This window comes from Ruegeria sp. ABF4_144, from assembly GCF_056160045.1.
The window spans coordinates 3,512,660-3,531,731 of the sequence record NZ_JBSWWK010000001.1; the positions used below are offsets into that span (position 1 = coordinate 3,512,660).

15 protein-coding genes and 1 tRNA gene are annotated in these 19,072 nt (G+C 57.6%); 10 read left to right on the forward strand and 6 right to left on the reverse strand.

Annotated elements, in window-relative coordinates:
• Positions 1 to 259: 259 nt before the first annotated feature.
• On the reverse strand, positions 260 to 1,285 hold the full coding sequence (locus ACXAGD_RS17570) for a class I SAM-dependent methyltransferase (protein WP_475212638.1): 1,026 nt from the start codon (positions 1,283 to 1,285) through the stop codon (positions 260 to 262).
• A 683-nt stretch (positions 1,286 to 1,968) separates the two neighbouring features.
• Positions 1,969 to 2,055: transfer RNA gene (locus ACXAGD_RS17575), tRNA-Leu, on the reverse strand.
• A 199-nt stretch (positions 2,056 to 2,254) separates the two neighbouring features.
• Between ACXAGD_RS17575 and ACXAGD_RS17580 the strand changes: the two genes are divergently transcribed.
• Positions 2,255 to 3,238, forward strand: coding sequence for a complex I NDUFA9 subunit family protein (locus ACXAGD_RS17580; protein WP_475212181.1), 984 nt, complete (start codon positions 2,255 to 2,257; stop codon positions 3,236 to 3,238).
• Here ACXAGD_RS17580 and ACXAGD_RS17585 read toward each other — a convergent pair whose 3' ends face one another.
• Entirely contained in the window at positions 3,239 to 4,042 is an 804-nt protein-coding gene (locus ACXAGD_RS17585; RefSeq protein ID WP_475212182.1) for an undecaprenyl-diphosphate phosphatase, read from the reverse strand. It abuts the gene before it with no gap.
• A gap of 230 nt (positions 4,043 to 4,272) precedes the next feature.
• Here ACXAGD_RS17585 and ACXAGD_RS17590 point away from each other — a divergent pair, with 230 nt between their 5' ends.
• The 8 genes from ACXAGD_RS17590 to ACXAGD_RS17625 all read left to right on the forward strand — a co-directional run bounded on the left by ACXAGD_RS17590 (position 4,273) and on the right by ACXAGD_RS17625 (position 16,489).
• Positions 4,273 to 5,706, forward strand: a complete 1,434-nt coding sequence (locus ACXAGD_RS17590; RefSeq protein WP_475212183.1) for an NAD(P)-dependent oxidoreductase — start codon at positions 4,273 to 4,275, stop codon at positions 5,704 to 5,706.
• Positions 5,707 to 5,733: 27 nt separating this feature from the next.
• Positions 5,734 to 6,168: a GFA family protein gene (locus ACXAGD_RS17595; RefSeq protein WP_475212184.1), complete on the forward strand. Its 435-nt coding sequence runs from the start codon at positions 5,734 to 5,736 to the stop codon at positions 6,166 to 6,168.
• The gene (gltB, locus tag ACXAGD_RS17600) at positions 6,165 to 10,697 is read left to right on the forward strand and encodes a glutamate synthase large subunit (protein WP_475212185.1); all 4,533 of its coding nucleotides are present in this window, start codon (positions 6,165 to 6,167) and stop codon (positions 10,695 to 10,697) included. The genes ACXAGD_RS17595 and gltB overlap by 4 nt, the downstream gene beginning before the upstream one ends.
• A 185-nt stretch (positions 10,698 to 10,882) precedes the next feature.
• Positions 10,883 to 11,800, forward strand: coding sequence for a Hint domain-containing protein (locus ACXAGD_RS17605; protein WP_475212186.1), 918 nt, complete (start codon positions 10,883 to 10,885; stop codon positions 11,798 to 11,800).
• Between the two features lie 39 nt (positions 11,801 to 11,839).
• A complete protein-coding gene (gene mtgA, locus ACXAGD_RS17610) occupies positions 11,840 to 12,574 on the forward strand; it encodes a monofunctional biosynthetic peptidoglycan transglycosylase (protein WP_475212187.1) in 735 nt (244 codons plus the stop codon).
• Between the two features lie 60 nt (positions 12,575 to 12,634).
• Complete coding sequence (fzlA, locus tag ACXAGD_RS17615; RefSeq protein WP_475212188.1) at positions 12,635 to 13,300, forward strand: FtsZ-binding protein FzlA; 666 nt, start codon at positions 12,635 to 12,637, stop codon at positions 13,298 to 13,300.
• Positions 13,301 to 13,375: 75 nt separating this feature from the next.
• Positions 13,376 to 14,413 (forward strand): tRNA epoxyqueuosine(34) reductase QueG, encoded by a 1,038-nt coding sequence (queG, locus tag ACXAGD_RS17620; RefSeq protein WP_475212189.1) that lies wholly within the window; start codon positions 13,376 to 13,378, stop codon positions 14,411 to 14,413.
• Between the two features lie 72 nt (positions 14,414 to 14,485).
• The gene (locus ACXAGD_RS17625) at positions 14,486 to 16,489 is read left to right on the forward strand and encodes a hydantoinase/oxoprolinase N-terminal domain-containing protein (RefSeq protein WP_475212190.1); all 2,004 of its coding nucleotides are present in this window, start codon (positions 14,486 to 14,488) and stop codon (positions 16,487 to 16,489) included.
• Between the two features lie 19 nt (positions 16,490 to 16,508).
• Here the strand turns inward: ACXAGD_RS17625 and msrA are convergent, their stop codons facing one another.
• Both msrA and msrB read right to left on the reverse strand, forming a co-directional pair.
• Complete coding sequence (msrA, locus tag ACXAGD_RS17630; protein WP_475212191.1) at positions 16,509 to 17,018, reverse strand: peptide-methionine (S)-S-oxide reductase MsrA; 510 nt, start codon at positions 17,016 to 17,018, stop codon at positions 16,509 to 16,511.
• Positions 17,015 to 17,464, reverse strand: a complete 450-nt coding sequence (gene msrB, locus ACXAGD_RS17635) for a peptide-methionine (R)-S-oxide reductase MsrB (protein ID WP_475212192.1) — start codon at positions 17,462 to 17,464, stop codon at positions 17,015 to 17,017. The genes msrA and msrB overlap by 4 nt, the downstream gene beginning before the upstream one ends.
• Before the next feature lie 142 nt (positions 17,465 to 17,606).
• On the opposite strand from msrB, the gene ACXAGD_RS17640 reads away from it, so the two are divergent.
• Entirely contained in the window at positions 17,607 to 18,128 is a 522-nt protein-coding gene (locus tag ACXAGD_RS17640; RefSeq protein WP_475212193.1) for a glutathione peroxidase, read from the forward strand.
• Here the strand turns inward: ACXAGD_RS17640 and ACXAGD_RS17645 are convergent.
• Positions 18,104 to 18,991, reverse strand: a complete 888-nt coding sequence (locus ACXAGD_RS17645) for a DMT family transporter (protein WP_475212194.1) — start codon at positions 18,989 to 18,991, stop codon at positions 18,104 to 18,106. The genes ACXAGD_RS17640 and ACXAGD_RS17645 overlap by 25 nt on opposite strands.
• Positions 18,992 to 19,072 lie beyond the last annotated feature (81 nt).

Below are 19,072 nucleotides of genomic sequence, written 5' to 3' on the forward strand. Positions count from 1 at the left end.
ATTTTTGACTGTTCAATCAAAAAGTGGTTTTTCCCCTTACCTTTACGTAAAGATGTTGAAGGAGAGGTTACCTTTCGTGACGTCACGTCACTTTTTAAGCTACCGCAAAAACCGCCAGCAAGAGTCGCTCAGGCCGGATGAATTCACGGGATTCCCTGCCTGATTGGGCAGCATTGAAAATGGTGAACACAGAGTATGACCCCCAGCTGACGCAGGAGGTTTCCAGGATTGCGGGTTGGGCAGGCCTTCGGGGGCTTCACTACTTTTTGCGTGCCAATACCGTCATACCTTCGGTGGATAAATCGGGCGCGAACCGACCTATCGCATTTGTAATCAAGTGATCAATCTTGCGCAGCGCACGCAAGGGAAGCGGCATTGTTCGCACCGGCTTAAGATCCAGCATCTTGCCAAATCCGCTGGGAACAAGAAGAAGATCCGACGTGTCACTTTCGGACTGCGGGCTCAGGAAATCCAAGGTGTAGAAAGGACTGGCGATGAGATAGCCGAACGTCTCGACTGATTTTGACGTTTCGATCTTCTCAACCTCGAACCCTATCTTGCCGAGCATTGCGCTCATGGCCTGCTCGGTAAACAGGCTGATATGGCTGGGTCCGGTGAAGTGTGAAGAATAGGCCGGAAACTGTCGCGATACCAAATTGCGCACAGAATCGGTGGTAATAAGCATCCGTCCTCCGGGCTTAATATGTGGCTTGATGTCTTCGAGGACAGAAACGGGGTCTGCGAGGTGCTCGACCACTTCTATCAGAACAACCAGGTCATATTTTTCGAGTGGTAGCGATTGGGTATCCGTTATCAATTCAAGGTCATAACATTCCCGGGCGACGTCAGCGCTCCTGCGGTTCAGTTCAAACCCGTCGGTGTTTGAAAACCCTTGTTCATGCATGTACGCAACAAAACTGCCCGGGCCGCATCCGAAGTCAAGTATGTGGGCCTCGGGGTCTATTTCTACCCATTTTGCGAGATCTGCGTTGGCTTCGAAGCTGACACTGTAAAACTTGTCATTTCGAATTTTTGAACTCTCTAAAACCCTGTAATTATTGTAAAATGGGGAATTGTAGAAGGTATCAATATCGTCAAGAGATGGCACCGGATTGGCGAAAGTGAACCCGCATTCTGCACAACGGCTATAGTCCAGACTTCTGATATTGGCGAAAAATTTGATATCGTCGCAGCCGCATGCCAAGCAACTCGTCGCCTTAACCCAGTTTTCCGCATTAATGGCTTTGTTCATCTCTGAAAGAGTGGGCGTTTCCGCAAAATGCACTTTGCTCAAATCGCTAGTATTCTGAGCTCGATCCCTGTATTCCAAATTCCCCTTAAATCGTAACCGTAAGTCAAATCTTCACCTCTGATGACGCCAATAATTGCCGCGTGGCTTGTACTTTTAACGCGGTGAGCAACGATGAAATTCAGTTTGCGTGTCATCACGACGATAAGCGTAAGGATTTATTTGTAGCGGATGAACTAAATGCCTGAATAAAGGGCATTGGGGGCTCAAGTTGAAACCGCAACGGCGTCAATAATGTCCGAAGTGGTCGGTTTTGTGAGCTTTTCGACAAAAAGTTGTTGAGGGTCCTTACACTATGATTGGCCTGTCGTCTGAGCTTTGCGCCGCAGCCACGCCATAAACACTGCGCATTTCGAAGTCTACACTTGCTTCCTGGATTTCAGCTTAGATCACACGCAATCGCGCAGGATCTGTTGCGCACCCGGAAATTCGGCAACGGGTCAATGCACATCAAAGACGTTCAATGCTGATCCGTGCAACTTGGTTCGAGGCCGAAACCCCACCCATCCCAAAAAGATCAGTTCTACGGCACCCGCCCCTCGAAACAGTAGCCGCCGTTCCTAGTGTGCGTGATAGGAGTTGTGACGCTACACGCGATATTCTGAGACTGTCTAGCTCGGGTAGAAAGTCATAACACTATCAGAAGGTTATCGGGGATATGGTGCCCAGGAGAGGACTCGAACCTCCACGTCCATACGGACACTAGCACCTGAAGCTAGCGCGTCTACCAATTCCGCCACCTGGGCAGGTGTCGTGGAGGGGCGTTTAAGCCTACTGGCGGGGGGCGTCAACAGGATTCGGGAAGTTTTTTGAAAGTTTTTTGACCCATGCCTCAAACACTCCGGAAACGGTGGGTTTTTTCCCGGATGCGCGGCGTTATTGCGCCTTGTTTGCCGGGGCTTTGGGCGCTAGATCGGATCAAGACCCTTCAGCAGGAGCCCTCGCATGTCCAAACTGGTCACGATATATGGCGGATCGGGATTTGTCGGTCGTTACATCGCACGTCGCATGGCGAACGAAGGATGGCGCGTGCGGGTCGCGGTGCGTCGCCCGAACGAGGCGATGTTCGTCAAACCTTATGGTGTGGTTGGTCAGGTCGAACCCATTTTGTGCAATATCCGCGATGATGCCTCAGTGGCCGCGGTGATGCATGGTGCCGATGCGGTGGTGAACTGCGTCGGTGTGCTGAACGAGCTGGGCAAGAACGAATTCGATGCCGTGCAGGCAGAAGGGCCCGAGCGGATCGCGCGGATCGCCGCTGAACAGGGTGTCGCGCGGATGGTCCATATCTCGGCCATCGGAGCGGACGCCGAGTCCAACAGTGAATACTCCCGCACCAAAGCGCATGGCGAGGCCGGCGTGCTTTCACATATGCCGAACGCGGTAATCCTGCGGCCCTCGGTCATTTTCGGAACCGAGGACCAGTTCTTTAACCGTTTCGCAGGCATGACCCGCATGGGGCCGTTCCTGCCTCTGGTAGGCGCGGATACCAAGTTCCAGCCTGTCTATGTGGATGACGTGGCCAAGGCCGCCGTGCAGGGTGTGTTGGGTCAGGCTGAGGCTGGTATCTATGAGCTGGGTGGACCCGAGGTGAAATCCTTCCGCGCGCTGATGCAGCAGATGCTGGGCGTAATCCACCGCCGCCGTGTCATCATCAGTGTGCCGTTCTTCGCGGCCAAGGTCATGGCGGGCATACTGGATATTGCGAAATTCGTCAGCTTTCAGCTGTTCCCGAACCACATCCTGACCCGCGATCAACTAAAAAACCTGCGCCGCGACAATGTGGTGTCCGAGGGAGCCAAGGGTTTTGACGATTTGGGTATCGAACCGGCCACTCTGGAATCGGTGCTGCCGGATTACCTGTGGAAGTTCCGCCCGGCTGGTCAGTATGACGACATCCAGAACTCGGCTGACAACCTGCGGACCTGATCAGCTGTAAGCGATCACCAACAGGATTGCTCCCAGGATCACGCGATAGATGACATAGGGTGTGAAACTGACGCTGCGCAGCAGGCGCATCATCAGCGTCAGCGCAAGCAAGGCCGAGACAAAGGCAAAAAAAGCGGCGATCGCGCCGTCTTTGGCAAGTTGCGCATCCGCTTCTCGGATCACCTCTGCTGACAGCAACACGCCCGAAGCCAAGATCGTCGGGATCGACATCAGCATCGCAATCCGTGCGCCGTCTTCTCGGCTGTACCCCAGTTGCCGCGCGCCGGTGATGGTGATGCCTGATCGCGATGTACCGGGGATCAGTGCCAGAACCTGCCACAACCCCATGATCAAGGCGTCACGCAGTCCCCAGTCTTTGGCTTGCTTGGTTTGCGGACCCTTCTGATCCATCCAATACAGCACCAACCCGAAACCCAGCATGGTCCAGCCGATCACTGTCATCGAGCGTAAAGATTGGCTGAGCCCAGTTTTGAACAAGATGGTGCCAACGACGACGGTGGGAATCGTGGCGATGATCAAACCCATCGCCAGTCGGGCCTGCGGGGTGTCGGTTTTGCCGGTCAATGCGCGCGGCAGACCGGCCATGGCTTGTTTTACGTCCGACCAGAAATACAGGATCACGGCACCCAAAGTGCCTACATGCACGGCAACATCGATGGCCAGCCCCTGATCGTCCAAGCCGGTCAGGCTGGGCAACAAGATCAGATGGCCCGAAGAGGAGATTGGCAAAAACTCGGTGATACCCTGAATAATTGCCGCGAGAATCAGTTGAAAAAAACTCATATAACCTGCCGTGCCGCCGTCACGTGTTCTTTGCGCGCAATGGGTATAAGTGTGGTGTCGAAAAGGAAAGTGTGTAAATAGGTCCGATTCGGAGCTAAAAAACTGAATATTTTTCGCTGATTCCGAATTTGGGTTCGAGTTTTTTCATTTTAGGTCAGCATAATTGACTTTTCATCCCGGAATGTATCTCTTAAAGAAGTCGAACTCAGCCAATTCATGGAGTCAGACCCGTGGCCAAGCAACCGATGTTAAAATTTGTGCAGATTGATCGCGTCATGCCGCAAAAGCGTGCCGCCGACGTGCGCAAAGAAGACTTTGACGAAATCTACGCGGAATTCGCATCGGCCAAGGCAGAAGAGCAGGCCAGCCGTTGTAGCCAATGTGGTGTGCCTTACTGTCAGTCGCACTGCCCGCTGCACAATAATATCCCCGATTGGCTGCGCTTGACCGCAACAGGTCGTCTGGAAGAGGCTTATGCGACCAGCCAAGCTACCAATACTTTCCCCGAGATCTGTGGCCGCATCTGTCCGCAGGACCGTCTGTGTGAAGGCAATTGCGTGATCGAACAGTCGGGCCATGGCACCGTCACCATTGGTACTATCGAGAAATACATTACTGATACTGCTTGGGACAAAGGCTGGGTCAAACCGGTTGTTCCCGTTGCTGAGCGCAGCGAAAGCGTCGGCATCATCGGCGGCGGCCCCGGCGGTCTGGCCGCAGCGGATATGCTGCGCCGTGCGGGTGTCCAAGTCACCGTTTATGACCGCTATGACCGTGCCGGTGGTTTGCTGATGTACGGTATTCCGGGCTTTAAGCTGGAAAAGGATATCGTGCAGCGTCGCAATGATCTGTTGGCGGATGGCGGGGTCGAGTTTGTTTTGAACTGCGACGTGGATGCCGCCAAGTTTGCAGAGATCCGTGCCAAACATGATGCCGTGATCATCGCGACAGGTGTTTACAATTCGCGCGACCTGTCCATGCCGGGCAGCGGGCTGAACGGTATCGAAAAGGCGATCGACTTCCTGACCGCCTCGAACCGCAAAAGCTTTGGCGACGAGGTTGAAGATTTCGACAATGGCCGTTTGAACGCCGATGGTAAGAAAGTTGTCGTGATCGGCGGTGGTGACACTGCGATGGACTGCGTACGGACTTCGATCCGTCAGGGTGCGACCTCGGTCAAATGCCTGTATCGCCGTGACCGCGCCAACATGCCGGGCTCGCAGCGTGAAACCCAGAACGCTGAGGAAGAAGGCGTGGTGTTCGAATGGCTCAGCGCGCCCAAAGGCTTTACCGGCGACGAAAAGGTCTCGGGTGTGATGGTGCAGAAGATGCGTTTAGGTCAGCCCGACGCGTCCGGTCGCCAGGCCCCAGAAGTGATCGAAGGTGCGGATTACGTCGAAGAGGCCGATCTGGTGATCAAGGCACTGGGCTTTGAGCCCGAAGACCTGCCCACCCTGTTCGGCCAGCCTGACCTGCCCGTGACCCGTTGGGGCACCGTCAAGGCCGCGTTCCAGACCGGTGAGACCGAGATGGATGGCGTCTATGCCATCGGTGACATCGTGCGCGGTGCCTCGCTGGTGGTTTGGGCGATCCGCGACGGCCGCGATTGCGCCGATGCGATCATCGACCGGCTCAATGCCAAGGCTGCCGTCGCAGCCGAATAAATCACTGCCCAGCGACAGGAGGGTTTCATGCCCGAATTGCAAGGCCAATGTATGTGTGGCGCGGTCACTGTGACCGCAACCCCGGCGAAAGACTCGCTGGGTGCATGTCATTGCGATCAATGCCGTCGCTGGACCAGCTCGATGCTGGTGACATTTCAGGCCGAGCCCGGCTATGCCGCCTTGGGCCCGGTCAAAACCTTCACCTCGTCCGATTGGGCCGAGCGTGCCTTTTGCGCCGAGTGCGGCTCGGCGCTATGGTACCGGGTCACCGTGCCGGGCGAGATGCATGGACACACTCAAATAGCGGCGGGCCTGTTCGAAAACACAGGAAACCCGCTGCAACTGGAACTTTATATCGACAAAAAGCCCGACGGGTACGCGTTCGAAGGTGAGCGCCGGCAGATGACCAAAGCCGAGGTCGAAGCCATGTACGCCCTACCGGAAGAAGGAGACAGCCAATGACCAAATATGATGCCAATTGGGTGCGGGCCGAGGAAGCCAAGCGCAAATGGATGGCGGAAAACGGTCTCTATTCCGAGGAAGAAGAGCATTCTTCCTGCGGTGTGGGCCTTGTTGTATCCGTTGACGGCAAGCCGTCGCGCAAGGTTGTGGATGCCGGGATCGACGCTCTGAAAGCGATCTGGCACCGTGGCGCTGTGGATGCTGATGGAAAAACCGGCGACGGTGCGGGTATCCATGTGCAAATCCCGGTCCCCTTCTTCTACGATCAGATTCGCCGCACCGGCCACGAGCCTAATCTGGATGAGTTGATCGCGGTTGGTCAGGTCTTTTTGCCCCGTACCGACTTTGGTGCGCAGGAAAGCTGCCGCACCATTGTAGAAACCGAAGTTTTGCGTATGGGCTATTACATCTATGGTTGGCGCCATGTGCCGGTTGATGTGACCTGCCTGGGTGACAAAGCCAACGCGACCCGACCTGAAATCGAGCAGATTCTGATCTCGAACTCGAAAGGTGTGGACGAAGAGACGTTCGAGCGTGAACTGTACGTCATCCGCCGCCGCATCGAAAAAGCCGCTGCTGCTGCGGGTATCTCTGGCCTGTATCTGGCGTCGCTGTCCTGCCGCTCGATCATCTATAAGGGCATGATGCTGGCTGAGCAGGTTGCGGTGTTCTATCCCGACCTGATGGACGAACGCTTTGAATCCGCGTTCGCGATTTACCACCAGCGCTATTCCACCAACACGTTCCCGCAATGGTGGCTGGCGCAGCCGTTCCGCATGTTGGCTCATAACGGCGAGATCAACACGCTGAAAGGCAACATCAACTGGATGAAGAGCCATGAGATCCGCATGGCGTCGGGCACCTTTGGAGACTACGCCGAAGATATCAAGCCGATCATCGCGGGCGGATCGTCGGATTCTGCCGCGTTAGACTCGGTTTTTGAGGTTCTGGTGCGCGCGGGCCGTTCGGCACCCATGGCAAAAACCATGCTGGTTCCGGAAAGCTGGTCCAAGCAGGCGGTGGAACTGCCGCAGGCGTGGCGCGACATGTATTCCTACTGCAATTCGGTGATGGAGCCGTGGGACGGCCCCGCAGCGCTGGCCATGACCGACGGCCGCTGGGTCTGCGCCGGTCTGGACCGGAACGGCCTGCGCCCGATGCGTTATGTCGTGACCGGCGATGGTTTGGTCATCGCGGGGTCCGAGGCCGGTATGGTGCCGATTGATGAGGCGTCCGTAACCGAAAAGGGCGCGCTTGGCCCGGGTCAGATGCTGGCCGTGGATATGAAGCGCGGAAAGCTCTATCGCGATACCCAGATCAAGGACAAACTGGCACGCGCGCTGCCGTTCGGCGAGTGGGTCGGCAAGATCAACGATCTGGACAACACGCTGGGCGAATTGGTCGAGGCACCGATCTTCTCGGGTGAAGAACTGCGCAAGCGTCAGATCGCAGCGGGTTATTCGATCGAGGAACTGGAGCAAATCCTCGCCCCGATGGCCGAAGATGGCAAGGAATCGATTGCTTCAATGGGGGATGACACCCCTTCGGCGGTTCTGTCCAAGCAATACCGCCCGCTGAGTCATTTCTTCCGGCAAAACTTCAGCCAGGTGACCAACCCTCCGATCGACTCATTGCGTGAATATCGCGTGATGTCGCTGAAAACGCGGTTCGGCAACCTCAAGAACGTGCTGGATGAAGACAGCAGCCAGACCGAGATCATCGTGCTGGAAAGCCCTTTTGTCGGTAACACGCAGTGGGACAAACTCGTCGAGAACTTCAATTCTCCGCTGGCCGAGATCGACTGTAGCTTTGAGCCCGGCCGAGGCGCGTTAAGCACCGCTTTGGCCCGTGTTAGAGCCGAAGCTGAAGAAGCCGTGCGCTCTGGCGCGGGGCATCTGGTGCTGTCCGATATGAACTCGGGTCAGGGTCGTGTGGCGATGCCGATGATCCTGGCGACAAGTGCTGTTCACTCGCATCTGACACGTCAGGGGCTGCGGACCTTCTGCTCGCTGAACGTGCGGTCCGCGGAATGCGTCGACCCGCATTACTTTGCTGTGCTGATCGGCTGTGGCGCTACTGTTGTGAACGCCTATCTGGCCGAGGATTCGCTGGCCGACCGCATTGATCGCGGTCTGCTGGATGGCACGCTGACCGAAAACGTGGCCCGCTTCCGCGAAGCCATTGACCAAGGTCTGTTGAAGATCATGGCCAAGATGGGTATCTCGGTGATCTCGTCCTATCGCGGCGGTCTGAATTTTGAGGCCGTAGGCCTCAGCCGCGCCATGGTCGCGGAATACTTCCCGGGCATGACCAGCCGGATTTCCGGTATCGGTGTGACCGGCATTCAGACCAAGGCCGAGGAAATCCACGCCAAAGCCTGGACCAATGGTCTGGATGTGCTGCCCATCGGTGGTTTCTACAAAGCGCGGAAATCGGGTGAGACCCACGCGTGGGAAGCGACCTCGATGCACATGATGCAAATGGCCTGTAATCGCGCCTCGTACGAGCTGTGGAAGCAGTATTCGGCCAAGATGCAGTCGAACCCGCCGATCCACCTGCGCGACCTGATGGATTTCAAACCGTTGGGCAATCCGGTGCCGATCGAAGAGGTTGAATCGATCACCTCGATCCGCAAACGGTTCGTGACCCCTGGCATGTCACTGGGCGCGCTGAGCCCCGAGGCGCACAAGACGCTGAACGTGGCGATGAACCGGATCGGTGCGAAATCTGACTCTGGTGAAGGTGGTGAAGATCCGGCGCATTTCGTGCCAGAGCCCAACGGTGACAACCCGTCGGCCAAGATCAAACAGGTCGCTTCGGGCCGCTTCGGTGTGACCGCCGAATATCTGAACCAGTGTGAAGAGCTGGAGATTAAGGTCGCCCAGGGTGCAAAACCCGGTGAAGGCGGTCAGCTGCCGGGCATGAAGGTCACAGACCTGATTGCGCGTCTGCGTCACTCGACCAAAGGTGTGACGCTGATTTCGCCGCCGCCGCATCACGATATCTACTCGATCGAGGATCTGGCGCAGCTGATCTATGACCTGAAGCAGATCAATCCGCGCTGTAAGGTGACGGTCAAGCTGGTGGCGTCCTCGGGCGTTGGCACGATTGCTGCTGGTGTAGCCAAGGCGAAAGCGGATATTATCCTTATTTCGGGTCACAATGGCGGTACGGGCGCATCGCCAGCGACGTCCATCAAATACGCAGGCCTGCCGTGGGAGATGGGCCTGACCGAGGCGCATCAGGTTCTGGCAATGAACAACCTGCGTGATCGCGTGACTCTGAGGACCGACGGCGGCCTGCGCACCGGTCGTGACATTGTCATGGCAGCGATGATGGGGGCTGAGGAATATGGCATTGGCACCGCCGCGCTGATCGCGATGGGCTGTATCATGGTGCGTCAGTGCCAGTCGAACACCTGCCCCGTCGGCGTGTGTACGCAGGACGAAGACCTGCGCGCCAAATTCACCGGCAACGCGGATAAGGTCGTCAACCTGATCACCTTCTACGCGCAGGAAGTGCGCGAGCTGCTGGCCAGCCTCGGTGCACGGTCCATTGATGAGATTATCGGTCGGGCCGATCTTCTGGCGCAAGTCAGCCGTGGGTCCGCGCATCTGGACGATCTGGACCTGAACCCGCTGCTGATCACCGTCGATGGCGCGCATGACATCGTCTATAACCGTGACAAGGATCGCAATGTAGTGCCGGATACTCTGGACGCCGAGATTGTTCGCGATGCGGCGCGGTTCCTGAAGGATGGCGAAAAGATGCAGCTGTCTTACGCGGTGCAGAACACGCACCGGACCGTAGGCACGCGCGTCTCAAGCCATATCGTACAGAACTTCGGGATGCGGAATACGTTCCAGTCCGACCACCTGCATGTGAAACTGCAGGGCTCTGCTGGTCAGTCGCTAGGGGCTTTCGCCGCGCCGGGTTTGAAGCTGGAAGTGTCGGGCGATGCCAACGACTATGTCGGCAAGGGTCTGTCGGGTGGCATGATCGTCGTGCGCCCACCGCAGGTCAGCCCGCTTAAGGCGGACGAGAACACCATCATTGGCAACACCGTTTTGTACGGCGCCACCGACGGTTATCTGTTCGCTGCCGGCCGCGCTGGTGAGCGGTTCGCGGTCCGGAACTCGGGTGCCACGGTGGTGATCGAGGGCTGTGGCTCCAACGGTTGTGAATACATGACCGGCGGTGTTGCAGTAATCCTGGGTGATATCGGTGCCAACTTTGGTGCGGGCATGACAGGCGGTATGGCCTATCTGTACGACCCCGAAGGTAAAGCTGAAAAGCTGATGAACATGGAAACGCTGGTGACCTGCCCGGTGACTGTCGAGCATTGGGAAGAGCAACTGAAATCGCTGATCGAAACCCATCAGGCCGAAACCTTCAGCCGCAAGGCCGCAGACATTCTGCAGCACTGGGAAGTCGAAAAGGCTAACTTCCTGCAGGTCTGCCCGAAAGAGATGCTGAACAAGCTCAGCCATCCTCTGACGAACGAGGCACAGGCGGTTCCGGCAGAGTAAGCCGACCCTGAGGCGAAAATCAGAAAACCCGCGTGTCACCAAAAACACGCGGGTTTCTTTGTTTTTAGACATTTCGATTGCGTATATTGCTTTTTTTTGCAGTTCACGCCCAGCTATGGTCATAATTTCTTCTGGGTTTTCAGCCAGTCTGCATCCCGATGTGACCTGCAGAGAGGATTCGTTTTATGCCAGCGACCTACACAGATCAGTTCTATTCCTTTGACCCGGCAAACCCGCCGCCTGCTGGCACGGCAGTTACATTTAGCCGGTTCGACCTTGTGGATGAGGACGACAACAACGAAATCGAAGATTTCGGCGGTGATACTGTTAACGGGCAACTGGTAACTGATTCCTGGCCCGGCGACACCGTAACGATCAGCGTTCCCGGCCAGGGAAACATAGAATATGAAGGCATAACTTTTTACCTCGCGGATGGCACGCGTGTATTCACACCAACGGATGGAAAGGTTCTGCAGAACGGGACACTTGTCTCGACAACCTTTGTAAACACTCAAGGCCCGCTGAACGTTCCGGGTGAATTGGGGCCGCCTTGCTTTACCCCCGGCACAATGGTTGCAACGCTGGACGGCGAGCGCGCGGTAGATGACCTGCAGACTGGTGATTTGGTCCTAACGGTTGACCATGGTGCGCAGCCTTTGCTGTGGGTAGGTAAAACCCGAGTTGAGGCGCAGGGAAAACTGGCCCCGATCCGGTTCGACGCCGGTGTGCTTGGGCTGGATCGTCCTCTGACCGTTTCACCGCAGCACCGGATGCTGGTGGCCGATTGGCGCGCGCCTTATCTCTTTGGTCATTCTGAGGTTTTGATCGCCGCGCATTGTCTGGTTAACGGTGACACCGTGACTCGCGTTGAGACCGAAGAGGTCGAGTATATTCACCTTCTGTTTGCCCGGCATGAGATCGTCATTGCCAACGGTGCAAGAAGCGAAAGCTACTACCCCGGACATGCAGTTACCCAGGCAGATCGCGACACGCAGGCCGAAGTACTGCGCCTGTTCCCGGAACTGCGCACCCGAGATCCGGAGATGCCGGAAACCGCGCGTCCGGTCATCCGCCCGCGCGAGGCCCGCGCTCTGGCGATTTAAACCGTTCCAAACACATGCGCCGCGTCGTATAGCAACAACATGGCAAAAAAAGCAGCGCGCAAGTCGAGCAGTAAGAAAAGCAAGGCGTCAAAGGCAAAAAAACCAACCACATTGCGGATTCGCCGTTGGGTGACTCGCGCCGTGTTGGGTGTTGTTGTCTTTGTGGTCGGGTTAGTGGTGCTGTATTCGGTGGTGAATCCACCGGTGACCCATACGATCTGGTCTGAATGGCGCCGGCTGGGCAAGGTTGAGCGCGATTGGGTGCCGTTTGAAGAGATCTCTCCGGTCATGGCTCGCTCGGTCGTGGCGGCCGAAGATGCCAATTTCTGCCTGCATTGGGGGTTTGACGTCGAAGCGATCCGTGATGCACTGGAAAACGGCGGCACGCGCGGGGCGTCGACAATCACGCAGCAGGTGGTCAAGAACGTGTTCCTGTGGCAGGGCCGTAGCTGGGTGCGCAAGGCGTTGGAAACATCGATTACGCCGGTTGTCGAAGTTTTCTGGAGCAAGCAGCGCATTCTTGAGGTTTATCTGAATGTCGCCGAAACGGGGCAGGGTGTGTTTGGGGTTGAGGCTGCGGCCCAGCGAAATTTCAGTGTGCCCGCCTCCCGGCTGAGCCCGGTTCAGGCCGCGCGGATCGCCGCGATCCTGCCGTCACCGCGCAATCGGTCGGTTACCGACCCTTCTGTGCGCACCCGCAGGCGGGCTGCGTCGATCTTGGATGGGGCGGCCACCATCCGCGCAGATGGTCGCGCGGATTGTTTCGAGGATTGAAACTCATCGCCCCTCAAGGCTAAAGCTGAAAGGGTATTCACTGGTTCGATTAGGAAGCCCATGGCGCGTCTGTTTCACGTTCCCCTGTCCCCGTATTGCCGCAAGGTCCGCTTGTCTCTGGCCGAAAAGAAGATCGAGGTTGAACTGGTCGAGGAACGATACTGGGAGAAAGACCCGGATTTTCTGCGCCGCAACCCGGCTGGCAAGGTGCCGGTTCTGCGTCTGGACGGGCAGGTGATGTCGGAAAGTGCCGCCATTTGCGAATATATCGAAGAGACGCGCCCTGAACCCCCTTTGATGCCGAAAACGCCCGAGGCCCGCTACGAAGTGCGCCGCCTTGTGGGTTGGTTCGATGACAAGTTCCATCACGAGGTGACCTCGAAGCTGTTGTACGAGCGGGTGAACAAGAAGGTCACCGGTGAGGGCTATCCGGACAGCAAGAACGTCAAGGAAGGTGCCCGCGCGATCAAATACCATCTGGATTACATGGCTTGGCTGTTGGATCATCGGCGCTGGCTGGCGGGGGATCAGATGACTTTGGCGGATTTCGCAGCTGCGGCGCATCTGTCGGCGTTGGATTACATCTCGGACGTTGATTGGAATCGGTCGGCTGCGGTTAAGGATTGGTACGCCAAGATCAAGTCGCGGCCCGCGTTTCGGTCGATATTGGCGGATCAGGTGCCGGGGTTCCGGCCACCGGCTCATTACGCTGATCTGGATTTCTGATAGGGTGGTGAAGGGGGCTGTCTGCGCCCTCTTGGCCCTGTAGGCCAATTCACCCCCGAGGATATTATTGGCCAGATGAAAAGCGGATCGGGTTTAAAAGAAAAGCTGGTGGCGCAGGCGCTGAGCGAAGGTTTTGTGTCCTGTCGTGTGTGTCGGCCATGGGACGTGCCGGAGGTTCCGGCCCGATTGGAGGCGTTTCTGCAGGCTGGATATCACGGTCAGATGGGGTGGATGGCCGAGCGGACCCATTGGCGTGGCGATCCGGCGGCACTGTGGCCCGAGGCGCGATCCGTGATCATGCTGGCCGAGAGCTATGCGCCGGACCATGACCCGACCGAAGTGTTGGATTACCCGGACAAGGCGGCGATCTCGGTTTATGCGCAGAACAAGGACTACCATGATCTGGTCAAGAAACGGCTGAAGCGGTTGGCCCGATGGCTTATTGCCGAGGCCGGCGGCGAGGTGAAGGTATTTGTCGATACGGCTCCGGTGCCGGAAAAGGCTTTGGGCCATGCTGCCGGGCTGGGATGGCAGGGGAAACACACCAATCTGGTTAGCCGGGAATGGGGCAATTGGGCCTTTATAGGCTCTGTTTTCTCCACTTTGGACCTGGAATCAGATATGGCTGAGGTGGATCACTGCGGATCGTGCCGAGCCTGTTTGGATGCCTGCCCGACAGACGCCTTTCCAGCGCCGTATCAGTTGGATGCAACACGCTGCATTTCTTATCTGACCATCGAACACAAAGGCCCGGTGGACGAGGAATTGCGGGGCAAACTTGGTAACCGGATTTACGGGTGCGACGATTGTCTGGCAGCGTGCCCGTGGAACAAGTTTGCAGTTGCTGCCAGCGATAACCGTTATGCTGCTCGGGACGATCTGAAAGCGCCTGCATTGGCGGATCTCGCGGTGCTGGATGATACGGCGTTTCGCGCAAAGTTCTCAGGTTCGCCGATCAAACGCATCGGGCGAGATCGATTTGTGCGCAACGTGCTCTATGCCATCGGCAATTCGGGCAGGGCCGACTTGCGACCCGTTGCACAGGGTTTGACAGATGACCCGGACCCCACGGTGGCCGATGCCGCGCGCTGGGCGGTGCAACGATTGCCATAAGTGCCGCAAACAGGCTGGACGTGTCGGTCCAAACCGCTAAACCCATCCGCAGCGAACAGAAAGGAGATCCCGATGGCGTTGGCTTTGGGGGTAGATACGGGTGGAACCTATACCGATGCGGTCCTGATCCGGGATGAGCGCGAGGTGATCGCCTCGGCCAAGTCCCTGACCACGCGAGCCGATCTGGCGATTGGTGTGGGTAAGGCGATTCAGGCGGTTCTGGACACGGCGCAGGTGGCGCCGGAGCAGATATCGATGGCATCGCTGTCGACCACCTTGGCGACAAATGCACTGGTCGAAGGGCAGGGCGGACGCGTGGCGCTGATCTATATCGGGTTCAAGGACGGTGATCTGGACAAACATGGGCTGCGGGACGCGTTGAAAGGTGATCCAGCGCTAGTTGTCGGAGGTGGTCACACACACGCCGGGGGTGAAGCTGCCCCGTTGGATATGGCGGCACTTGAGGCGTTTTTAGACTCTCATAAAGGCATTTCAGGCTTTGCCATTGCTGCCCAGTTCGCCACACGGAACCCAGCTCATGAGCTGGAGGCGGCGCGGATCATTGCGGAAAAGACCGGTGCTCCGGTCACATGTTCGCATCATTTGTCGGCCAAGCTGAACGGGCCAAAACGGGCGGTTACAGCCGTGCTTAACGCGCGACTGATCGGGATGATTGACCGTTTGATCGGGCGGGCGCAGGACCGGCTGCTGGAACTGGGCATTACTGCGCCGATGATGGTGGTGCGTGGGGACGGTGCCCTGATGAGCGCAGAACAGGCGCGTGAGCGGCCGATTGAGACCATCCTCAGCGGCCCGGCAGCGTCGATTGTTGGGGCAAGCTGGTTGACGGGAACCGAGAACGCTCTGGTTTCGGATATCGGCGGGACCACCACCGATGTGGCGCTGATCCGTAACGGTAAGCCTGCGATTGACCCCGCGGGGGCTCAGGTCGGTGGCTTCCGCACTATGGTCGAGGCGGTCGCTATGCGTACCCATGGTCTGGGCGGCGACAGTCAGGTGCATGTGATGACCGAAGGGCTGGGCGGTGGTGTTTTCCTTGGACCGCGCCGGGTGCTGCCGGTTTCTCTGATCGCGTCTGAAGCACCCGAGGCCGTTCATGCCGTGTTGGATACGCAACTGCGGGCGACAACTGTGGGTGAGCATGACACCCGCTTTGCGCGCCGCGTTCCCGGCATTCATGCCGAGGGGTTGGGCGCGCGGGAAGAAGACCTGCTTGACCGGTTGGGTGACAAGGTCGTGCCGCTCAGCGAATTGCTGCGGACCCGCATGGAGAATGGGGCTTTGGCGCGGCTGGTGGATCGCGGGATCGTTCAGGTCTCGGGCGTGACACCATCGGATGCTAGCCATGTTCTGGGTCGGTTGGATGCCTGGGATGCAGACGCGGCACATAAAGCGCTGGAACTGATCGCGCGCAAACGGATTGGAACCGGGGACAGGTTGGCCCAGACGCCCGAAGAATTGGCGCAAATCATCGTCGATCAACTGACCAAACAGACCACATTGACTTTGTTAGAGACTGCTTTTGCAGAAGAAGCGGAGTCATTTGGTGTGCCTTCGGCCGAGTTGGCGCGCCATGTTCTGACGCAAAGGGGCCTATCAGGTCATCGCGGTTTGTTGGCCCTTGATACCGCATTGAATGTGGATGTGGTGGGTCTCGGGGCCTCGGCCCCAAGTTATTATCCGGCAGTTGGCGAGCGTTTGCGCTGTCGCATGATCCTGCCGGAACATGCGGGTGTGGCGAATGCCATCGGGGCCGTGGTGGGCCGTCTCACCTTGCGCAGAACGGGAACGGTCACGTCTCCGTCCGAGGGCCGTTTCCGGGTTCATCTTGAAGACGGCCCGCAGGACTTCAATGAATCCCAAGCAGCGTTGGACCTTCTGGAATCGGTGCTGCGGTCCGAGGCTGAGGGCGCCGTTCGCCAAGCCGGGGCCGAAGATATCCGGGTCGTGGTCGACCGGGATATCCGAACCGCCCGGATTGAGGCGCAGGACGTGTTTGTCGAGGCCATGATTACAGTCGAGGCAAGTGGTCGACCGCGGGTGGCGACGGGGTAGCCCCCGAAGGGGCCCTCCTCTATTCAGCCGCGTCGCGTTTGGGCAGTACCCAATCGGGGCGCGGGAAGTGGCAGGTGTAGCCGTTCGGGATACGCTCGAGGTAATCCTGATGTTCCGGTTCGGCTTCCCAGAAATCGCCAACAGGTTCCAGTTCGGTCACAACCTTGCCAGGCCAGATGCCGCTGGCGTTCACATCGGCAATTGTGTCCTCAGCCACCTGTTTCTGGGCGTCATCCACGTGATAGATGGCCGAGCGGTAGCTCATGCCTCGGTCGTTGCCCTGACGGTTCAGCGTTGTTGGATCGTGGATCTGAAAGAAGAATTCCAGCAAGTCGCGATAAGTGATTTTGGAGGGGTCGAAAAAGATCTCGATCCCTTCGGCATGGGTTCCGTGGTTGCGATAGGTGGCGTTGGGCACGTCACCGCCGGTATAGCCGACGCGGGTGCGCAACACGCCCGGCTGTTTGCGGATCAGGTCCTGCATTCCCCAGAAGCATCCCCCAGCAAGTACGGCACGTTCTTCGGTCATTGGATATCCTCCACATGGATCAGGTATTCGCCGTAACCTTCGGCCTCCATCTCGTCGCGATGGATGAACCGCAGCGCGGCAGAGTTAATGCAATAGCGCAGCCCGCCATGTTCACGCGGTCCATCTGGGAACACATGTCCCAAATGGCTGTCGCCATGCTTCGAGCGGACTTCGGTGCGGATCATACCATGGGTGGCGTCGTGAAACTCTTCCACATGCTCATGGATGATCGGTTTGGTGAAACTGGGCCATCCGCAGCCAGATTCGTATTTGTGGGTCGATGCGAACAGCGGCTCGCCCGAAACGATGTCCACGTAGATCCCCGGTTCTTTGTTGTTCAGCAACTTTCCAGTGCCCGGACGCTCGGTCCCGCTGCGCTGAGTGACGTGGAACTCTTCGGGAGACAGGGCGGCAATGGCCTCGGGGTCTTTGGTGTAACGGGTCATGGCTCCTCCGGTCGTTTTTCTTGTGGCATAATCTGGGGGCAGGGGCCGGGAAATCAAAGACCTATTTCATCAGCCTCGCGCGTTCGTGCGGGTGATCTGTAGCCGGGTTTGAAACGTAATGTAGAAAAAGGGAGGGCAAACCATGCTCAGAATGTTGGTTTTGACGGTTTTAATCCTGCTCGGCCGTGCGGTTCAGGCGGCACCGTTATCGGGTGAGTTCGCGTCGATCGACGGCGGTAATCTGTCAATCGAAGACTGGAGGGGGCAGCCGGTCCTGGTGGTGAACACCGCCTCGCACTGCGGCTTCACCGGGCAATATGCGGCTCTGCAAAAGGTGTATGAGGATTATTCGGCTCGCGGCCTCGTTGTTTTAGCAGTTCCTTCGGATTCCTTTAACCAAGAGCTGGGTTCGGCCGATGAGGTCAAGGAGTTCTGCGAGATGAACTACGGCCTGACCCTGCCGATGACGGATATCACCCCGGTTAAAGGTGCCGACGCACATCCGTTCTACAAGGCGGTGGCGGCGCAGACCGGGTTTGAGCCACGCTGGAATTTCAACAAAATCCTGCTGGATCCAAGCGGCGAGGTTGTTGCCACCTATGGCGCGAATACGAAGCCGGATGCCCCGAAACTGCTGCGTCAGGTTGAGGCTTTGCTGCCCTGAGAGGGCTGCCGCGCCAGTTGAACCGCTAGAATACCGAGTGTGGTGATCCCGACCCCAACAGCGTCCAACGGACCCAGCTTTTCGCCCAGAAGTATGGCTGCGATAGTGACGCCGAAGACCGGGTTGAGGAAATGGAAGGTCGCCGCGCGGGTGGCGCCGATCCGGTCCAGCAGCAACACCCAGATCAGCGTCGCCAGCAAACCCGGGAACAGGGTCGTGTATGTGAAGGCCAGCGCCAGCGGAACGGTCGGATGGATGTAAATCGTTTCGAATAGCGGTGCCGCGACGAAAAGAACGGCGGACCCCACCAGCATCTGAAGCCCGACAACCATCATAAAGTTGCCGCCCGAAGTGGCACCCCGAATGGTCAAAGTGGCAAAGGTCAGCGCCAATGCACCAAGGCAGCATAAGGCAACTCCGAACATATCTACGCCACCGCCGATCCGTGTGCTCATGATCAAAGCAACACCCGCGAATCCCGCAAACAGGCCAAGCACTGCAATTGGTCGTAGTTTTTCACCCAGAAACAGCCATCCGGCCAATGCCACGAGCAATGGCATGGTCGATGCGATGATGGCTGCGAGCGAGGCCTCAACCGTCTGCATCGCATAGAAGTTCAGACCCAAATACAGGGCATTTTGGCATATTCCGAATAGAATGGTTGCGCGCCACTGTGGTCGGGTCAGGTGCCAGCTTTGACCCATCGTGCGCGCGATGGCGACGCCAATTATCCCCGAAATCAGGAACCGCAACGCCAGTGAAAACAACGGAGACGCATCCGCAACGATGATCCGGGCCGAGGTAAAGGCCGACGACCAGATGAACGCAAATGTCAGCCCCATGGCAATGGCGCGAAGATCCATTCCGGTCCCCTCTCAGAACTTTCGCGCACTGTTTATCAATTTCGCAACCTGCGCAAGAAGAGGCGTTTTTGCGTCAAAAAA